This is a genomic window from Citrobacter europaeus (assembly GCA_020099315.1).
GTDB lineage: Bacteria > Pseudomonadota > Gammaproteobacteria > Enterobacterales > Enterobacteriaceae > Citrobacter > Citrobacter europaeus.
Map to the genome: position 1 here is coordinate 4,789,259 of CP083650.1, position 19,202 is coordinate 4,808,460.

At 51.5% G+C, this 19,202-nt stretch carries 17 protein-coding genes, 1 tRNA gene and 1 other RNA gene; 12 read left to right on the plus strand and 7 right to left on the minus strand.

Translation table 11 applies throughout. The annotated features are described in order from the left end of the window. Nucleotides 1-192: 192 nt before the first annotated feature. Nucleotides 193-1,554: a hypothetical protein gene (locus LA337_22460; GenBank protein UBI15880.1), complete on the plus strand. Its 1,362-nt coding sequence runs from the start codon at nt 193-195 to the stop codon at nt 1,552-1,554. A gap of 325 nt (nt 1,555-1,879) precedes the next feature. Next, nucleotides 1,880-3,241 carry a hypothetical protein gene (locus LA337_22465; protein ID UBI15881.1) on the plus strand — a complete coding sequence of 454 codons (1,362 nt, stop codon included), beginning with the start codon at nt 1,880-1,882 and terminating at the stop codon, nt 3,239-3,241. A gap of 46 nt (nt 3,242-3,287) precedes the next feature. Here LA337_22465 and LA337_22470 read toward each other — a convergent pair. The 5 genes from LA337_22470 to LA337_22490 form a co-directional block, all read right to left on the minus strand. Continuing rightward, nucleotides 3,288-3,420: non-coding RNA, RtT sRNA (locus LA337_22470), on the minus strand. Nucleotides 3,421-3,454: 34 nt separating this feature from the next. Beyond that, nucleotides 3,455-3,531 (minus strand) — tRNA-Pro (locus tag LA337_22475). Between the two features lie 91 nt (nt 3,532-3,622). Beyond that, nucleotides 3,623-5,317 (minus strand): kdo(2)-lipid A phosphoethanolamine 7''-transferase, encoded by a 1,695-nt coding sequence (gene eptB / locus LA337_22480; GenBank protein ID UBI15882.1) that lies wholly within the window; start codon nt 5,315-5,317, stop codon nt 3,623-3,625. 211 nt (nt 5,318-5,528) lie between these two features. Next, on the minus strand, nt 5,529-6,731 hold the full coding sequence (locus tag LA337_22485; protein ID UBI15883.1) for an MFS transporter: 1,203 nt from the start codon (nt 6,729-6,731) through the stop codon (nt 5,529-5,531). A 251-nt stretch (nt 6,732-6,982) separates the two neighbouring features. Then, on the minus strand, nt 6,983-7,684 hold the full coding sequence (locus tag LA337_22490; protein ID UBI15884.1) for an autotransporter outer membrane beta-barrel domain-containing protein: 702 nt from the start codon (nt 7,682-7,684) through the stop codon (nt 6,983-6,985). 159 nt (nt 7,685-7,843) lie between these two features. On the opposite strand from LA337_22490, the gene tag reads away from it, so the two are divergent. Both tag and LA337_22500 read left to right on the plus strand, forming a co-directional pair. After that, entirely contained in the window at nt 7,844-8,413 is a 570-nt protein-coding gene (tag, locus tag LA337_22495) for a DNA-3-methyladenine glycosylase I (GenBank protein ID UBI15885.1), read from the plus strand. After that, the gene (locus tag LA337_22500) at nt 8,403-8,843 is read left to right on the plus strand and encodes an N-acetyltransferase (GenBank protein UBI15886.1); all 441 of its coding nucleotides are present in this window, start codon (nt 8,403-8,405) and stop codon (nt 8,841-8,843) included. The genes tag and LA337_22500 overlap by 11 nt, the downstream gene beginning before the upstream one ends. Here LA337_22500 and LA337_22505 read toward each other — a convergent pair. Beyond that, nucleotides 8,812-11,145 (minus strand): molybdopterin guanine dinucleotide-containing S/N-oxide reductase, encoded by a 2,334-nt coding sequence (locus LA337_22505; protein ID UBI15887.1) that lies wholly within the window; start codon nt 11,143-11,145, stop codon nt 8,812-8,814. The two genes, LA337_22500 and LA337_22505, sit on opposite strands and share 32 nt — an antisense overlap. Nucleotides 11,146-11,304: 159 nt before the next feature. Here LA337_22505 and LA337_22510 point away from each other — a divergent pair, with 159 nt between their 5' ends. The 6 genes from LA337_22510 (at nt 11,305) to ghrB (ending at nt 17,221) form a co-directional block, all read left to right on the plus strand. Beyond that, nucleotides 11,305-11,967, plus strand: a complete 663-nt coding sequence (locus LA337_22510) for an OmpA family lipoprotein (protein UBI15888.1) — start codon at nt 11,305-11,307, stop codon at nt 11,965-11,967. Between the two features lie 104 nt (nt 11,968-12,071). Then, a complete protein-coding gene (locus tag LA337_22515; protein UBI15889.1) occupies nt 12,072-13,088 on the plus strand; it encodes a LacI family DNA-binding transcriptional regulator in 1,017 nt (338 codons plus the stop codon). A gap of 99 nt (nt 13,089-13,187) precedes the next feature. Continuing rightward, on the plus strand, nt 13,188-13,937 hold the full coding sequence (locus LA337_22520) for a sugar phosphate isomerase/epimerase (protein ID UBI15890.1): 750 nt from the start codon (nt 13,188-13,190) through the stop codon (nt 13,935-13,937). Nucleotides 13,938-13,940: 3 nt separating this feature from the next. Continuing rightward, on the plus strand, nt 13,941-14,879 hold the full coding sequence (locus LA337_22525; GenBank protein UBI15891.1) for a sugar kinase: 939 nt from the start codon (nt 13,941-13,943) through the stop codon (nt 14,877-14,879). Between the two features lie 64 nt (nt 14,880-14,943). Further along, entirely contained in the window at nt 14,944-16,224 is a 1,281-nt protein-coding gene (locus LA337_22530) for an MFS transporter (protein UBI15892.1), read from the plus strand. A gap of 22 nt (nt 16,225-16,246) precedes the next feature. Next, a complete protein-coding gene (gene ghrB, locus LA337_22535) occupies nt 16,247-17,221 on the plus strand; it encodes a glyoxylate/hydroxypyruvate reductase GhrB (GenBank protein ID UBI15893.1) in 975 nt (324 codons plus the stop codon). Between the two features lie 58 nt (nt 17,222-17,279). Here ghrB and LA337_22540 read toward each other — a convergent pair whose 3' ends face one another. Then, nucleotides 17,280-17,990 carry a DUF3053 domain-containing protein gene (locus LA337_22540; protein ID UBI15894.1) on the minus strand — a complete coding sequence of 237 codons (711 nt, stop codon included), beginning with the start codon at nt 17,988-17,990 and terminating at the stop codon, nt 17,280-17,282. Between the two features lie 380 nt (nt 17,991-18,370). Here LA337_22540 and LA337_22545 point away from each other — a divergent pair, with 380 nt between their 5' ends. Both LA337_22545 and cspA read left to right on the plus strand, forming a co-directional pair. Continuing rightward, nucleotides 18,371-18,661, plus strand: a complete 291-nt coding sequence (locus LA337_22545; protein ID UBI15895.1) for an HTH-type transcriptional regulator — start codon at nt 18,371-18,373, stop codon at nt 18,659-18,661. Nucleotides 18,662-18,940: 279 nt separating this feature from the next. Next, nucleotides 18,941-19,153 carry an RNA chaperone/antiterminator CspA gene (gene cspA, locus LA337_22550; GenBank protein UBI15896.1) on the plus strand — a complete coding sequence of 71 codons (213 nt, stop codon included), beginning with the start codon at nt 18,941-18,943 and terminating at the stop codon, nt 19,151-19,153. Nucleotides 19,154-19,202 lie beyond the last annotated feature (49 nt).

The window sequence follows — 19,202 nt, forward strand, 5'->3', positions numbered from 1 at the left end:
TCCTCACTAGCCGACATCATCTCCTCTCGTAAAATCTCACAGCATCATTGAGGGGATGGCGTTCCGCTATAAATATATAAATAAAGCCATTTTTATCTAATGTGATTTCATTCATTGCTGTTACCTCCATTAAATTTGATTCAGGCCAACAATCCGCCGTATCCAAAATTAAATATGAAATGGAGAAATACAATGAGTGACATGATTTTTTATGCTGAACCAGATTTCCAGGGAGAAAGCCTGACTGTTGCAAGCCATGATAAAGTTGAGGTGTATGCTCTAACGAAATGGGCTTATCGCTCAGTAAGAATTAATAATAACAAGGCTATGATTAGCGCATCATATAACGACTTTGATCCTGTCAATCAACAAGAAAATTTTATGAGTGAAGATATTCGTGATTTAGCGGATACTATTCATGTGAAGGACTCTTTGTCATCAGTCACGGTTTTTAACCTAAACAGTGATGATATCATTGTCAGTATGGATCCGCACTGTGACATGCGAGGGTTTAAAACAAACATTGATAGTGAAGCAAAACAACCGCCTCTGTTCGATTCGTATTGCTATGAAAACTACAGTGCAGATACTATTTCAGGCACGCTCGCTATTTTGAACCCGGTGACGTTACTATCCTCATCTGTATATCTGACCTGTGAATCAGTTTCAATTTACTCAGTCGGCAGCATTGGTGCAGGTTATGGAACAGCAACTACGGCGACGATTACGTACTCTCCAGAAACAAAAGACGTTGTCGTGACACCCGCGGCTAAACAAGTCTCTGTTACAGTAGAAAAAGTGGATGAGAATCACTTCCTCGCTCATTTTACCTATGACTGCGGGATCTACGATCATTGTATAATGCATCCTGAGGAGGATTATCGTAGTTATAATGCAATTACTCCTGAAGATCAGTTTTCTAACGTCAGAAATGAAAGCGGCTCCTGGAACTATAAATCTATGGAGATTATTTCAGATTCTAATTATAAAACATCATGGCTTTGGACAGATTATCCTGCAGGCGGCGATGGATATGATATGAGCCAATATCGCAGCTTTACAACATCAACTTCCTTACCTCGATTCAATAATATTTTTGACAGCGGTAGCTCAAATCAAGTGTCATTGGCGTATTGCGCAGGCGGAATTCCGGTGTTATTACGCCTGACAAATACAGATGCTTCCGCAAACTGGAAAGATTTTGTCATTGAAAGCTACTTTAACACCCAAATATTCACTATCCATTACCCCATTGAATATCATACTTTCTGTGCTAATAACCCAGATGCTGCACAACCCGGTATGGTATGCGTGGTAAATGAGAACAATAATCTTCAGGATTTTAATACCTGCATACTTCGGTATGGCTCTCTGAGTACTGATGGTGCGACCGTCACTTGGGCAGGAGAGACAACGCTTAACATTGAATATGCTTCCAGTGATACTCTGACCCTGTCGTTGGGTAGTAATGCTCCTGCAGATTGGGTGATTACAGCCGTAACACGCGGTGACGACTGCTGGTACGTTGATCTGAGCGGCTCTGTTCCTGCCTGATAGGCAATCATCTTCTTTTATAAGACGACAAAAGCCTCATCGATTCTCTGATGAGGCTTTTTTTATGCTTTCAAACTTATCTTCAGTTCGCATTATAAGGGGCAAGACCTGAGTGAAAATTGGCGCGTTGGCCTCAACAGCCGACATCACCATCTCCCATTAAATCACACAGCATCATAGATGCCAGCTGCATTTTTCTATCAAAATTATAAATAAACTGATTTTTATCTGATGTGATTTCATTTAACCCTGCCTTCTCCATTAAATTTGATTCACGGCCAACAACCAGCCGCATCCACAATTAAATATGAAATGGAGAAATATAATGAGCGATATGATTTTTTATACTGAGACCAATTTTCAGGGTACATCCATTACCCTGCCAGTGCATAAAGTATTAGATGTCTTTGAGTATGGTATCTGGGCATTTCGTTCGGTTAAGGTAAACGGGAATAAACTTTTTCTTCAGAGTATTGATGCTGTTCAGGAAAACGAATATGTTGTCCCTTACCGTTCAGAGCTTTTTATTAATGAGGATGTCAGCGACCTGACAGTACTGACAAATAATATTGAGAACTTATCTGGCGTTTTTGCAATTTCCCTACCTGAAAATGAAATTATTGTCAGCATGGATGTGACTAACAAACTCAATAACTTCAGGACATCTATTGATTCATATGTTTCGTCATTATCACGTATTAACACTGAATGTTACTTTAATCACACCCAACAAAATATCCCTGGCGTGATGGTTTTTTTGAACCCGGAAACGCAGCTTTCTGAGTCTACCTCACTGACTGCCGAGGCTACGACGGCAAAATATCCCGATGGCTGTCAATCCAGTTACGATAAATTAGCCAGCGTTACCGTCACTTATTTACCTGAATCAGAGACTATTACCCTAACGCCAGATGTCAGTGTATTGCCCTATACGATTGAAAAATTGAGTGACAACCATTTTATTGTTCACTATGAATACATTGTAGAGAACTACGACCATAGTTTTTTTTACGATCAAGAGGAATATCGCGGTGACATGTCAGTTTTAAGCACTCAGTTCAGCGTGAATTTAAAAGATGATGCAAATAACTGGCTGTACCAATCAGCATCAATTTTTAGTACAGCAAATTCACCGCTGTTTTTTTTCACAACACCTTACCCTACAGATGGCGTAGGTTTTGACTTCAATGAGTTCCGCAACTTGATCACCAATACGGGTGTGGATAATATTCCTGTCGCATTAAACCACACCTCAGCTGCTGTAACCGCAGTTTATACAAGTAATGCCGTGCCGGTTTTTGTGCGCCTGACGAATACAGTAGACGCCGAAAACTGGGAAGGTTTTGTCCTCCAAAGCAAGTTTATTACCGATCTTATCCAATTCAACCCGCGAGATTATACCTCTTTTTGTATGAGCAAACCGGATACCCAGCCTGGCTTGCTGTGCATTGCCCCCTATAGCGCCTCTAAACTTGATTACCATGAATGCAACCTGCGTTATGGTTCGCTGAGTGAGGATGGCTCGACCGTCACCTGGACCGGCGACTGCGGGCTTATCATCGAGAATGCTTCAACCGATGAACTAAACGTTTCACTACTGAATGCCCCGGCTGACTGGGAAATCACAGCGGTAACGCGCGGTGATGACGGCTGGTATGTTGATCTGAGCGGTTCAGCCGTTGCCTGATGGCGCTAAAGCAAAAAACCCTGCTCGTTGAGCAGGGTTTTGAATTTGGTCGGCGATAGAGGATTACTCGCCACTGCGTGGCTCGCCCTGCGGGCCGTTGCTAGCGCAACGTTCTCTCGCTGCGCTCGAGTCGAACCTCTTGCCCCCGGAGGTTCTCATCCTCGTGGATTCCGGAATGCAAAAAGCCCGCTCAAAGAGCGGGCTTTTCTAATTTGGTCGGTGATAGAGGATTCGAACCTCCGACCCCTTCGTCCCGAACGAAGTGCGCTACCAGGCTGCGCCAATCACCGAATGCGGGGCGCATCTTACTGCTCAGCAGCGCGCCCGTCAATCCCTTAGCATCAAAATGCCATTTGATCGGTGAGAAAGTCAGCAGCCCAATTACTGAGCCTTAACCTTCTTCGCGTCCGGAATGCGGCACCAGTTGTTATTCTCGTTAATACCGCCATTTGGCGAGGTATAACCGAGGCAACCCAAAATAGTGTCGTACAGTTCCACATGACGACGCGGCACCTTCATATCAGCTTCTTGCTTCAGATGTGCAAACGCCTTCGCATGGTCTGGGTCTTCCAGATATTTGTCTGACATCCACACCAACATAGGAACGCGGAACTGCTCTGGCGGCGCCATTTTACGCGGCGTACCGTGCAGGTGCTCACGCTCGTTAATCGACTCACCGTGGTCGGCGGCGTAGAACACAATCGCTTTCTTATCGCGCAGTTGATCGAACACTTTGGTAATAAAGTGATCAACATAGGTTACCGAGTTATCAAACGAGTTGATCATCTCGGCCTTCGAGCAGCCGCTATCAACATTGACGCACTCCGGCTTCCACTGCGCATATTCGCGGGTGTAGCGCTGAGTGTAGTTAAAATGCGAGCCTTTGGTGTGCAGAATAATCAGATGCTTGTCACCATCTTCATTATTCTGCAAAGACTGCTGCATCTCGGTAATCAGCAGCATATCGTCAACGTTTTTGCCACGGTTACGCGGCTCAGCGCCAATCTGCTCACGGTAAGCGATGTTCTCCGCCATGGTATTACTGTAGAACCACATCTCGCTTTGCATCGCGTAGAGGTCGGTCTTGAACCCTAACTGGCTGAGCACAGCAAAGACGTTTTGTTCTTTCAGGGTACGCTGCGGGTTTTCTTCCGCCCCGCCCTGACGTACAAACATACAGCGCAGCGAAAGTTTAGTTGCCGTATCGCAGGAATATCCCCGGAATGCGGCCAGATTTTTCTCCTGGGCGAGTCTTGGCGTAGTATTGCGCTCATAGCCAAAAATCCCCATATGATCCCAACGCGTGGTTTCCCCGATAATAAAGACCACATAGGTGTCGTCGAGATTTTTGGGCGCAACGTAGGTGAACTTCTTCGCCGGGTTCATCAGCGATTTGTTGTCTGAAGATTCATCCACCTGTGCCCAGGCGTACAGACCCAGCGCTGAGAGCCAGTTTGACGGCAAATAAGAGTTCGCCACAACCCCGCCATAGCTGGGTAGATCGATCCCCGTTTCACGTTCAACGCTTCTCTGTTGCATGCTCAGCAGGCGAATCGGCGCCCATACCAGCAGGCCAGCTAACAGTACTACCCCCACGCTACGCCATCTCATACCCGGCGTACGAATCTGTCTCATCAGGGTATAGCGGCAGCGGTTACTCCAGATCAGCACCAATGGGATAATACTGACCGAAACCAGCCACACGATGAAATGCCAGCCGACGACTTCTTTCGATAAATCAATATCCGTGGTCATAACGGAGGCGATAATGCCGTAGCCAATTACCACGTTCAGGAAGGTCATATAATAACTGGCGCCGGCAGAACACAGCACCACAAAGGTTGCCAGCACACGCCAGGCGCGTCGGCCAAATAACGAGAGAAGTCGGAGTAAAAAGAAGGTCACCAGCACAGTGCCGGCCAATTCAACAACCGCGGAGAGTCCTTTCCAGACGGTAAACTCGTGCGCATATCCGCTAAAGCGACGGAAAAATACAGCACAGTTCATAAACAAACCGATATAGATTGCCAGCAAGAAACTGAGTTTCTGCTGCGTCATCGACTTAATGTATCTCATGCAAACAAACCCTGGAAATCGGGATAAAAACACCCTGTGCAGCGATCAATCAGACCGGACAGAGGAAAAATGCGACAACAGCAGAAGTGAAATGTCTACGGGCGCGGGTAAGTAGACCACAGGAGGGAGAAAAAGTGCTTATAGAGAATGAAAATGGCGCATATATTTTTGTAAATATATGCGCCAGGTATTAATCAGACCACTAATAGGTTTAGGCGTGCGCCTCGGTGTAGACGCTACGTTGTGGCTGACGAATGGTGGTAGAAAGCGCCAGCGAAATGATTAACAGCGCAAAGATAACGCAGAAGGTCACAAAGAACCCGCCAAACAGCGAGGCGATAATGGAACCGCAAATACTGCCAATACCGAAGCCCAGGTAGATAACACCGTAGTTTTTAGCCAGGTTATTCAGACCGAAGAATTCGCTGACCAGTGACGGGAACACGGTGATGGTGCCGCCAAAGTTAAATGCGACACAGGCAATCGCCATAAAGAAAGTGACGTCATTCAGCGGCGCGAACAGCAGAGCAGCCATACCCACCAGCGAAACGACCTGGCCAATGGTGATAACGCGAATACGGGAGATTTTATCGGACAGAATCCCCAGCACCAGACGGCCCGACAGGTTCGCGATAGAAATCACGGTAACCGCATTTGCCGCCGTTGCCACATCCATATGCGCCAGGCTTTGTGCGATATCTTTCGCCACGCCAATCACATACAGGCCGCTCATACACGCCGTCAGGAACATGACCGCCAGCATCCAGTACTGCGGTTTACGCATGGACTGCGCCAGGGTGAAGTCATTCTCGACCACGCCATTTTTCGTTTTCACTTCCTGATTCGGCGCATCTTTCATCAGCGTGGAGCCAAAGACGATCATTACCAGCACAATCGCGCCCCAAATCATGAAGGTTTTTTCCAGGCCTACGGTACTCAGTAACTGGCTATCGATAAATTTAAAACCGAGGCTGCCAAGGCCATAAGAACCGATGGCAAAGGCGGAAATCAACCCTTTACGCTCCGGGAACCATTTTACGCAGTTGGAAAGCGTTAACAGGTAACCTGCACCATCCGCCAGACCAACCAGCACACCGGCGCTCAGCCACAGCATAATCAGGCTGTCGGAGTGGGCGGTTAAGAAGAAGCCGACGCCGAGTAAAACACCGGAGGCCATGGTGACGCGTTTCACGCCAAAACGTTCCTGCAGCTTGCCGGCAACGGAAGAGGAAATCGCCAGCCCAAGGCTCAGCAAGCCAAAGGAAAATGCAACCTGGCTCACTGGCGCATCAAGCTTAGAAGAGAGTGCGCCATTAAACAGGCTCCAGGTATAAACAGAACCTAAAGCAAATTGGGTAATAATGGTGCCGATCAGAGTCAGCCAGCGGGTACGCTGATAATCAGAAGTTTTCATGGCAGTCTTCCTGCATAAACAAAATGGGAAATTCTCTGCCAACAACCATACCGAAGCGCTTTTATGAGCAGGAGAAAACGGCATGAAATGCCGCCAGGACGGAATGAAATGCCTGGATTGTGGAATGAATGACGAGACAAAAAGTTGGGTTACTGAATTTTATCGCATGAGTTAGTACACGCTATCGCTGAGGCGCGTGTGATTGTTGATCTCGATATGTAACAGAGATGTTTTTCTGATGATTTTTTAAGTTAAAATTTGGCGCTCACACCCATGGTGTACATATAGTCGCTGTTGTTGGTGCTATTTTCCGCCTGCGAGAGCGCCGCATAAGCCGCCATGTGCGGGTTCAACAGCATGTCTGCACCGACGGTAACATCCAGCCAGTTACCGTCCTGACCCGCCGCCGTCATGCGGCTTAAGCCCGACTGCGCTTTCCAGATATTCTCGCCAAACTGCTGGTTATAGCTGATTTGCGCCCACGGTCGCACATCACCGAACTGGGAGTTTACTCGCCAGCCTAACGTGCTGACGCTGGCATGCCACAACGGATCGTTCTGCGCTATCGACGTCGCGCTATCGCCAAACTCGTTGTAAGTAGACGTGGTTGAACCGTCATAATGCAGCGCGGCAACCGGACCGGTTGTCACCTGCCTTGAAAGCGGGAAGTTCCAGCCCATACTCATGCCGCTGGTCGCCTCCATAGGCGTCTCATCCGCCAGATTCACCACGGGCCCCGCTACGTTTTGAGTGGAGCGAATACGTTCTTCCAGAATATCGTTATAACGTGGTTGGTGATCGCTGTCCCATGTATAACGTTCAGCCGTATGCCCTGACATCGCATCAACGATATATTCTTGTTGCCAGCCATATGCTGTATTGATGGACAGCGCACAAACTATGACGCTCGCCAGAGTTAACCTTTGGCGACCACTACTGTTTCTTATAATCATCAACGCGACTCCAGAAAAGAGCCGAATTCGGCGATATTATTGTCATTGTGTGAAGGATATCGGGCCCATCAGGCCCTGTATTAAATATTGTCTTTTTAGCTGGCGCGTCAAGGCGGGCCGAATGAAATTTTTACGCCAGTAAAAACAGCGAGGAAGAATATGCAGCGTTGCGGATGGGTCAGCCAGGACCCACTTTACATTGCCTACCACGACAAGGAATGGGGCGTCCCCGAAACCGATGGCAAAAAGCTGTTCGAAATGATCTGCCTTGAAGGCCAGCAGGCCGGATTATCGTGGATTACCGTACTAAAGAAACGGGAAAATTATCGCCACGCCTTCCACCATTTTGACCCGGAAAAAGTGGCGGCCATGACTGAAGAGGATGTGGAGAGGCTGGTACTGGATGCTGGCATTATTCGCCATCGCGGAAAGATTCAGGCCATTATCGGCAACGCTCGCGCCTTTTTGACCATGGCGCAAAACGGAGAATCGTTTAGCGAGTTCGTCTGGTCATTTGTTGATAATCAACCGCAAGTGACCCGCGCCGCCAACCTGAGCGATATCCCCACCTCAACGCCTGCGTCAGATGCGCTGTCTAAAGCGTTAAAAAAACGCGGGTTTAAATTTGTCGGCACCACCATTTGTTACTCCTTTATGCAGGCGTGCGGCCTGGTCAACGATCATGTCACCAGTTGCATCTGCTATCCGGGAGAACAACATGATTCGTGAATCAAAGGCTGACGATCTACCGGCGATTCTGGCGCTATGGATGGAAAGCACAATCCATGCCCACCCGTTTATCGAAGAGCGCTACTGGCGCGAAAGTGAATCCGTCGTGCGTGATGTTTACCTGCCCGCCGCGCAAACCTGGGTGTGGGAAGAAGAAGGCGAGCTCAAAGGCTTTGCCAGCGTTATTGATGACCGCTTTCTCGGCGCGCTGTTTGTCGCGCCTGCCGCCATCAGAAACGGGATCGGCAAAGCGCTGGTGCAGCATGTGCAGCAGCGCTTTTCGATACTCAGCCTTGAGGTCTACCAGAAGAACCAATCGGCGGTGAACTTCTACCATGCGCTGGGTTTTCGCATTGAAGACGGTGCATGGCAGGAGGAAACTCACCATCCCACGTGGATTATGGGCTGGCAGGCGGATCAAACGCCGTAAGGGTCAACGTTGGTCCGCTGTATTTTTCGAGCCACGCCAGCGCAGTGTTGCCCGCGCAGCCATTCCCCAGCTTCGAGCTGGGGAGATCTTTGGTCAGCACGTTGACGGCGCCATTTTTACAAATACCGTTAGCAGCGAGATCCAAATCAGGCCAGGCGCCTTCATGAATACAGATGACGCCAGGTTTAATACCTGCCGACACCACCGCTCCCGCCAGAACTTGTCCTCGCTGATTCCACACCCTGACCGTGTCGCCATCCACAATGCCGCGCGCGTGGGCGTCCTGCGGGTGGATCGTGACCGGCTCACGATCCGCTACCGCATACTGTTCGCGCAACGCGCTGTAGTTAAGCTGGCTGTGCAAACGGTGAGACGGATGAGCGGAAAGCAACTGTAACTGCTCCGGCTCTGCGTTACCGAACCACTCATCAGGCTCCAGCCACATCGGGTGTCCCGCACAGTCTGCGTAGTCGTAACCGGCAATCCTCTCACAGTAGATTTCAATTTTTCCGCTGTCCGTTTTCAGCGGATGCGCCTGCGGGTCGCGGCGAAAATCCGCGAAACGGATAAACTGCGCGCTGGCGGCGTTTTCTGGCATTTCGATCAGGGCGTTGCGCTGCCAAAACTCGGCGAAAGGCGGCAATGTCACCTGCTGACTGGCCCCGCGTTGCCCGGCAATATTGTAAAAGGTCTCCAGCCACGCCAGTTCGCTTTTACCTTCGGTAAATCGGTCATATCCGCCTTTTTCCCAGCGTTCACTCAGCTCGGCAAAGACATCATAATCATTTCTCGCTTCGTCCTGCGGCGGTACGACCTGCTTCATCGGCACCAGATGCTGGTTGCTGTAATCGCCGGTCATGGTCAAATCATTACGCTCAAACGACGTTGTCGCCGGCAGCACGATATCGGCATGCTTCGCTGCGGCAGTCCAGAAACATTCCGAGATAACCACCAGCTCCGGTTTCTGCCAGGCGCGAATTAAACGGTTGGTGTCCTGGTGATGAGTGAAGTTAGCACCGCCCGCCCACCACAGCATGCGGATGTCCGGGAAATGACGGTCCATGCCGTTGTGCTGGTAAAAACCGCCGGGGTTCTCCAGCGCGTCAACAATTCGCGCTACCGGGATTTTATCCACCGCGTCGGTGCCGCCTTTAACGCTGCCCTGCATTGAGGCCAGCACCGCAGAGCGGCGCGTTGGATTCCCACCGTTAGCAAAATGATACGACAGCCCAAAGCCACCGCCTGGCGTGCCGATTTGTCCGAGCATGGCGGCCAGGGTGACGATCATCCAGTGCTTCTGCTCACCATACTGCTGGCGCTGCATCCCCCATCCCGCCATCAGCATGGTGGTGTTTTGGTGAAATATCGCCGCCAGCTCACGTATTTTCGCTGCCGGAATGCCACAAATGTCGGCTGCCCACTCCGCCGTTTTTGCAACATCGTCAGATTTACCCAGCAGATAGTCGGCAAAACGGGCATAACCGGTCGTGCACCGGGCGAGAAAGTCCTCGTCGTGCCAGCCGTTTTCCACCAGCGTATGCGCGATACCCAGCATCAACGCCACGTCAGTCCCCATATGCGGGGCGATCCATTCCATCTTATCGCCAAAGAAATCGACGCTTTCCGATCGCATCGGATCGATACAGATCAATCGTTTCCCGCTGTCGCGTAAAGCCGCAAAGTAAGCGATCCCCTGTTCGTCAGAAGCGTTCCAGGCAATCTTCAGGGTATTCAGCGGATTGGCGCTCCATAACACCACCACCTCGCTGTGCTCCAGCACCACCGGCCAGCTGGTTTGCTGCTGGTAAACTTCGTTGCCGCCCACCACGTACGGCATGATGGCCTGCGCAGCCCCCGTCGAGTAATCCCCCAGATGCCCGGTATAACCGCCCGCCAGCGCCATATAACGCTGTAACAGCGTCGCGGCTTTGTGTAACACGCCGTTGGAACGCCAGCCGTAGGAACCAGCAAAAATCGAGGCCGGGCCGTAGCTGTCACGGATGCGTTTATGCTGCGTATGGATAAGATTTAGCGCGTCATCCCAACTGACGCGAACAAATTCATCCTGCCCGCGCACCCCCTGTGGGTTATCCGGCGAGGCGAGAAAGCCTTTACGCACCATCGGAAAACGTACCCGCGTTTTACTGTGAACCTGGTCGCGCACCACGGTTTGCAAAGAGTTGGGATGGGTGCCAGGCAGCGCGCCACGCGAGGAGAAAACCGTCTCCCCATCGGTTTCGACAAGGACTGGTCCCCAGTGAGCGGCGGTTAATACCGAGTAATGTGCGGGTGAATTAGCCAAGATGGTGCTCCTGAATGCGATGTGACGGCTTATTTATTATGCCGTTCAATGTTACTTACAAATTTCAGAGTCTTCCCTGGAATTTTCTTCATGTTCACACGTCATAATCAACCGCCACGGTCGCTGTGGCAAAGAAGAAAAAGTCATTAAGGAATTAAGATGAAGAAACGTGTTTTTGTTATTGCTGCCATCGTGAGCGGCGCCCTGGCGGTTTCTGGCTGCACAACAAACCCTTACACCGGCGAACGCGAAGCGGGTAAATCCGGCATTGGCGCGGGTATTGGCTCTCTGGTCGGCGCGGGCATTGGCGCACTCTCTTCTTCGAAGAAAGATCGCGGCAAAGGCGCACTGATTGGCGCAGCGGCTGGCGCGGCCGTTGGCGGCGGTGTCGGCTATTACATGGACGTGCAGGAAGCAAAACTGCGCGAAAAAATGCAGGGAACCGGCGTCAGCGTGACGCGTAGTGGCGATAACATCATTCTGAATATGCCAAATAACGTCACCTTCGACAGCAGCAGCGCCAACCTGAAACCTGCTGGTGCCAACACCCTGACCGGCGTAGCAATGGTACTGAAAGAGTACAATAAAACCGCCGTCAACGTGCTGGGCTTCACCGACAGCACCGGCAGCCAGGATCTGAATATGCGTCTGTCGCAGCAGCGCGCGGACTCCGTCGCCAGCGCCTTAATCACTCAAGGGGTCGCGGCTAACCGTATCCGCACTCAGGGTATGGGCCCGGCAAATCCGATCGCCAGCAACAGCACGGCAGAAGGTAAAGCGCAGAATCGTCGCGTAGAAATCACCTTAAGCCCACTTCAGTAACGTTTTGTGCCGGATGGAGACAGGTCGAATCCATCCGGCATGAAGCACTTGCCATCGTTGATTTTCGCGTTAAGGTGTTGTCACCAAACTCAGGGAAATCAGCGATGAGCAAATCAACACGAGCAACCATCAGCGATGTGGCGAAAGCCGCAAAAACCGGCAAGACCAGCATTTCACGTTATCTCAACGGTGAAAAGCACCTGCTTTCCGACGCGCTGCTGGCCCGCATTGAACAAGCCATTGCCGATCTCGACTACCGCCCCAGCCTGATGGCAAGAGGCCTGAAACACGGTCGTACCCGCCTGATTGGCCTGATCATCGCCGATATTACAAATCCTTACTCCGTCAACGTGTTAAGCGGTATTGAAGCCGCCTGTCGCGATAAGGGCTTTACCCCGCTGGTGTGTAACACCAACAACGAAGTGGATCAGGAGCTGCATTATCTCGACCTGCTGCGCAGTTACCAGGTTGAAGGGATTGTGGTCAACGCCGTCGGGATGCGCGAAGAGGGGCTGAACCGCCTGCAGCAGTCTGCGCTGCCGATGGTGCTGATTGACCGTAAAATTCCCGATTTCGCCTGCGATATGGTCGGGCTGGATAACACCCAGGCGGCAACGGTTGCCACCGAGCATCTGGTCGAGCAAGGTTTTGAAGCCATCCTGTTCCTCAGCGAACCGCTGGGCATGGTGAATACGCGCCGCGAACGTCTGAGCGCTTTTCGCGCCACGCTCGCGCAGTACCCCGGCGTTATCGCGCAAAATGCCGAAGTCCCGCTAACGGACAATACGCAACTGGATGACACGCTGCGCCATTTCCACCAGCAGCATCGGGGCATGCGTAAAGCCGTTATCTCCGCCAATGGCGCCCTCACGCTACAGGTTGCCCGCGCCCTGAAGCGCATTGGCCTTAACTGGGGCAGCGATATCGGCCTGCTCGGTTTTGACGAACTGGAATGGGCAGAGCTGGCGGGCGTCGGTATTACCACATTGAAACAACCCACCTGGCAGATTGGCTACACTGCCGTTGAGCAGGTTGTAAGCCGAATTGATGGCGGCTCTTCTGCCATTCAGGAACAGGTCTTCTCCGGCGAGCTGATCGTACGCGGCTCTACCGCCCGTTAAATTACCTTCGTGATGGTGATCATAAATTCGACATCCCAGGCTTTTCTTTGGAACCGGTTCCATCTAGCGTTATTACAAGAACGCTAGTCTGGAGTTTCCATGAAAAGAAAAATTATGGTGGTCACCGCCGCTTACGGCCAAGACCAGGTGCGGGCCGCAGGCGGACAAACGGCATTATTGCCTATCATTGCCGAAGCCGGTGCTGACGGCGTTGAAATCCGCCGCGAGTTATTAACCGATGCCGAGCTGAAAACGCTCCCTACGATGGCTTCTGCTATCGAAATCTTCGGCCTGCTGGCCTGTTACTCAGCGCCTGAGCCATTGTTCCTTGCGAACGGTAACCTCAACCCCCAACTTCCCGCGCTACTTGAAGAAGCGCAGGCCCTGCAGGCGCTGTGGTTAAAAGTCTCCCTCGGCCATTTTTCCCATACCGAACAGTTCAACGTTTTACGCGAATGGCTCGACAACAGCGGAATGGAGCTGGTTGTTGAGAACGATCAAACCGCCTGCGGACGCCTGCAACCGATGCAGCGCTTTAACGAAACCTGTCAGACGCAAAACCTGCCGATATCTTTAACCTTCGATATGGGCAACTGGCTGTGGGTGGGCGACTCCCCGGAAGAAGCAGCACAAAACATGGCGTCAACCGTTGGCTATATCCATGTCAAAGCCGCTGTCACACATCGCGACAGCTACCGCGCCGTACCGCCAGATGCAGCAGACTCGCGCTGGATGGCGCTGCTAAAAACGCTGCCCAACGACGTCCCGCGCGGCATTGAGTTCCCCCTGGAAGGGCAGGATCTGACGGCGGTTACCCGCCACTACGTCGAGCTATTACGCGAGGAGTAACGTATGAAAAATTCACTGGATGTGGTCACTATTGGTGAAGCGATGGCGATGTTTGTCGCCACGCAAACTGGCGAACTGGCGGATGTGGAGCAGTTTATCAAGCGCGTTGCAGGCGCGGAGCTTAACGTGGCGACCGGTCTTGCCCGTCTGGGCCTGAAGGTCGGCTGGGTGAGCCGCGTTGGCAACGACAGTTTTGGCCGTTTTATCGTTAAGTCGCTGGAAAAAGAAGGGATTAATGCGCAGGGAGTCACCCAGGACGGGCGTTACGCTACCGGCTTTCAGCTTAAATCCAAGGTCGAAAATGGAACCGATCCCATTGTGGAGTATTTCCGCAAAGGTTCCGCTGCCAGCCGCCTCAGCGTTGAGGATTATCACGAGGCCTATTTCGCCAGCGCGCGCCACCTGCACCTGAGCGGCGTAGCAGCCGCGCTTTCCTCCAGCTCTTATGAACTACTGGCGCATACCGCCCGCACCATGAAGGCCCAGGGGAAGACCATCTCGTTCGACCCGAATTTGCGCCCAGTGCTGTGGAAAAGCGAAGCCGAGATGGTGGAAAAACTGAACCGGCTGGCATTTCAGGCTGACTGGGTTCTACCCGGGTTAAAAGAGGGCATGATTTTAACCGGCCAGCAGACGCCCGAAGCCATCGCCGACTTTTATCTGCGCCATGGCGTGAAGGCCGTGATCGTTAAAACCGGGGCTGATGGCGCCTGGTACAAAACTGCCAGCGGTGAACAAGGCTGCGTTGCGCCGGTAAAAGTCGACAACGTGGTCGATACAGTCGGCGCAGGCGATGGCTTTGCCGTGGGCGTTATCAGCGCCCTGCTCGAAGGCCGCTCGCTACATCAGGCAGTGACCCGCGGCAATAAAATTGGCGCACTGGCCATTCAGGTTCAGGGCGACAGCGAAGGATTACCCACACGTGAACAATTAGGGGAATAAATTCCCGGCCAACTCTGTACCCTACATACAGAGGCGGCGTAACAGCATAACCAGAGGGCAGTCTATGAATAGCTCAACTAATGCAGCAAAACGCTGGTGGTACATCATGCCAATCGTGTTTATCACGTATAGCCTGGCGTACCTTGACCGCGCGAACTTCAGCTTCGCCTCCGCCGCAGGTATCAACGAGGACCTCGGCATTACCAAAGGGATCTCTTCCCTGCTGGGCGCGCTGTTTTTCCTTGGTTATTTCTTCTTTCAGATCCCGGGCGCAATTTATGCCGAACGCCGCAGCGTACGAAAACTGATTTTTGTCTGTCTGATCCTCTGGGGTGCCTGCGCGTCGTTAACCGGGATGGTCAGCAATATTCCAATGCTTGCCGCCATTCGCTTTATTCTTGGCGTCGTTGAAGCCGCCGTGATGCCGGCAATGCTGATTTATATCAGCAACTGGTTTACAAAATCCGAGCGCTCGCGCGCTAACACCTTCCTGATCCTCGGTAATCCGGTCACCGTCCTGTGGATGTCCGTGGTTTCCGGTTACCTGATTCAGGCGCTGGGCTGGCGGGAAATGTTTATCATCGAGGGCTTCCCGGCCATCATCTGGGCATTCTGCTGGTGGGTGCTGGTAAAAGACAAACCGTCTCAGGTCGGCTGGTTGTCAGAATCTGAAAAAGCCGCGCTTCAGGCGCAGCTGGAAAAAGAACAGCAAGGCATCAAAGCCGTACGTAACTACAGCGAGGCTTTCCGCTCACGTAACGTGATCCTGCTGTGCATGCAGTATTTCGCCTGGAGTATTGGCGTCTATGGTTTTGTCCTGTGGCTGCCGTCGATTATCCGCAACGGCGGTGCAAATCTGGGGATGGTAGAGGTTGGCTGGCTGTCATCCGTACCGTATCTGGCGGCGACGGCGGCGATGATCCTCGTCTCCTGGGCCTCCGATAAGCTGCAAAATCGTAAACTGTTTGTCTGGCCGCTGTTACTCATTGCCGCTTTCGCTTTTATCGGCTCATGGGCCGTGGGCGCAGACCACTTCTGGATTTCTTACACGCTGTTGGTTATTGCGGGTGCGGCAATGTATGCCCCTTATGGCCCCTTCTTCGCCATCATTCCGGAAATGCTGCCGCGCAACGTCGCCGGCGGGGCAATGGCGCTGATAAACAGCATGGGCGCGCTAGGCTCATTCTTTGGTTCATGGTTTGTCGGCTACCTAAATGGCGCAACCGGCAGCCCGTCCGCCTCGTACATTTTTATGGGGGTAGCGCTTTTTGTCTCAGTATGGCTAACTTTGATCGTTAAGCCTGCTAATAATCAACAGCTACCTATTGGCGCACGCCACGCTTAAATTTTAACTTACGGAGATTCGCATGAAGCCGTCCATTATTCTCTATAAAGCGTTACCTGACGATTTACTGCATCGCCTGGAAGAGCATTTTACTGTGACTCAGGTGCCTAACCTGCGCCCGGACACGGTCGCACAGCACGCCGACGCTTTTGCCAATGCAGAAGGTCTCCTAGGCTCCAGTGAAGCCGTCAATACCGCCCTGCTGGAGAAAATGCCCAGGCTGCGGGCGACATCCACGATTTCCGTAGGCTATGACAACTTCGACGTCGATGCTCTCAACGCGCGTAAGGTGCTGTTGATGCACACGCCAACCGTGCTGACGGAAACCGTCGCCGATACGGTGATGGCGCTGGTGTTAAGCACCGCTCGCCGCGTGGTAGAAGTCGCTGAACGAGTTAAAGTTGGCGAATGGACCAAAAGTATCGGGCCGGACTGGTTTGGTACCGATGTACACCACAAAACGCTGGGGATTGTCGGCATGGGCCGTATTGGCCTGGCACTGGCACAACGCGCGCATTTCGGCTTTAGCATGCCAATTCTCTACAACGCGCGTCGTCATCACCAGGAGGCGGAAGAGCGCTTCAATGCACGTTACTGCGATCTTGATACGCTGTTGCAGGAGTCTGATTTTGTTTGCCTGATCCTGCCGTTAACCGAAGAAACGCATCATCTTTTCAGCACCGAACAGTTTGCCAAAATGAAGTCTTCCGCCATTTTCATTAATGCCGGACGTGGGCCAGTGGTTGATGAAAAAGCGCTGATTGCCGCCCTGCAAAATGGGGAAATTCATGCCGCAGGCCTGGATGTGTTTGAGCAGGAGCCATTACCGGCGGACTCACCGCTGCTGTCGCTGCCAAACGTGGTTGCCGTGCCGCACATTGGTTCAGCCACGCATGAAACACGCTATAACATGGCGGCCTGTGCGGTGGATAATTTAATCGATGCGCTGCAAGGACACCTTGAGAAAAACTGCGTGAACCCGCAGGTCGCGTCATAAACAAAAGGCCGGGTAGCGCTTACGCTCACCCGGCCTTTCATGTATTACAGCGTCTTAATTACTGAGCGGCATTCACCGCAGCAGTCCAGGCCTGATTAAATGCCTGATGCTGTGAAGCCAACGGGCCAATCAGCGTGTTGTACTGACTTGCCTGCTGTGACGTTGGGAACTGGATACCGTTGGCGACAAAGCTCACCTGTGTATCCTGCTGCGCGACAAAATCACCGACCTGCACTAACTGCTGCGTGAAGATTTGCGCGGCAGGAATCAGCGGCTGTAACGCCTCTGAAGGTACAGTGACGACTTTGTTGTAGACCTGGTCAAAGACCGGCTTCAGATCCTCGCCCTGCTTCAGCGCGCCATGCGCAGCATCCGCCTGCAGTTTCGCATTCTGCAACTGTTGCCCTAACACGCCCAGCGCACCATTTGCCTGACGCAACGGTTCACGCTGAGTCACATAATCCTGAGGAACACGAATCGCATTTACGCTATCAACCACCGGACGCAGACCGGAGTCCATCGCCTGATTAACCTGCTGTGAATAGCCATACAGAATCGCGTAATCGGACACAAACGGGCCAAACTGTTTTTTCTGATCGGCGGTCAGCGTTGGTAAACGCTCTCCGCTACGCATTGCAGTATTCTGCAGAAAATCGATAAACGCTTTGCGTTGATCGCCTTCTTTATCAAAACACCCACTCAGGCCAACTACCATTAAGAGCGCCAAAACAGGCGCAAACCAGCGAGAGCAGGACTTACCTGTCGCCATTTTAATACTCCTTTCACCCAAAAATGCGCACAACGACACCCGCGTGCCTGACGTTGACAAGGATAGTCCAGGTCAGCCCCGCAAGATACCCTTTCCGCGTAATCTTGTGGGGGAAAATAACCACTCCCGCCACCCTTCGTTTTGCTAAACAATGCTGCATTTGCCCCACGGCGTCATATTTTAGTCATCTTTACAATCGGGTTCGCTCGTTCGGAGATCCCGACCGTTATCAGTTCGTTAGCCTGCAAAAGATTATCGGCCACGATCCGCTGAAACGAATCCATCACGCAATGCTTAAATCCGGCTTCATTTTTTCCGACTACTCTTAATGAGCTTCGATGAAATTCACGATCCCGCTGTGTGATTTGTAGGAGTTCTCAATGGAATACAAAGATCCTATGTTTGAACTGCTGAGCAGTCTGGAGCAGATTGTTTTTAAAGATGTATCGCAGACGGTCACTCTGACGCAAAAAACCAACCCTTTCACCGAATTTGAACAGCTACGACGAGGGACAGGTTTAAAAACAGACGATTTTGCCCGGGTGATGGGCGTGACGGTCGCAATGGTTCATGAATGGGAGTCTAAACGCGTAAAGCCTTCCAGTACCGAATTGAAGTTAATGCGCCTGATTCAGGCAGACCCAAGACTAAGTAAACAATTGATGGATTGAACTATTTTTCAATTTTACCTAAGAACGGTCCGGTAAAAGGACCGTTCCCTTACGGAGAGTATCCACAAATAAGAAAATAGTAGTTGCATCCACATGCGTAAAATGAGTTAATGCCCTCAACGGTTTGACGTACAGACCATTACAGCAGTTAGTAAGGCAAGTCCCTTCAAGAGTTATCGTTGATACCCCTCGTAGTGAGCATTTCCTTTACTGTTAAAAAATCTGTAGAGCACGCCATATCGCCGAAAGGCACACTTATTTTTTAAAAGGTAATACACTATGTCCGGTAAAATGACTGGTATCGTAAAATGGTTCAACGCTGACAAAGGTTTCGGCTTCATCACTCCTGACGATGGCTCTAAAGACGTGTTCGTACACTTCTCTGCTATCCAGAACGATGGCTACAAATCTCTGGACGAAGGTCAGAAAGTTTCCTTCACCATCGAAAGCGGCGCTAAAGGCCCGGCAGCTGGCAACGTAACCAGCCTGTAAGCTTAAAAAGCTCAAAATTCTGAATCCCTGCCATACGGCGGGGATTTTT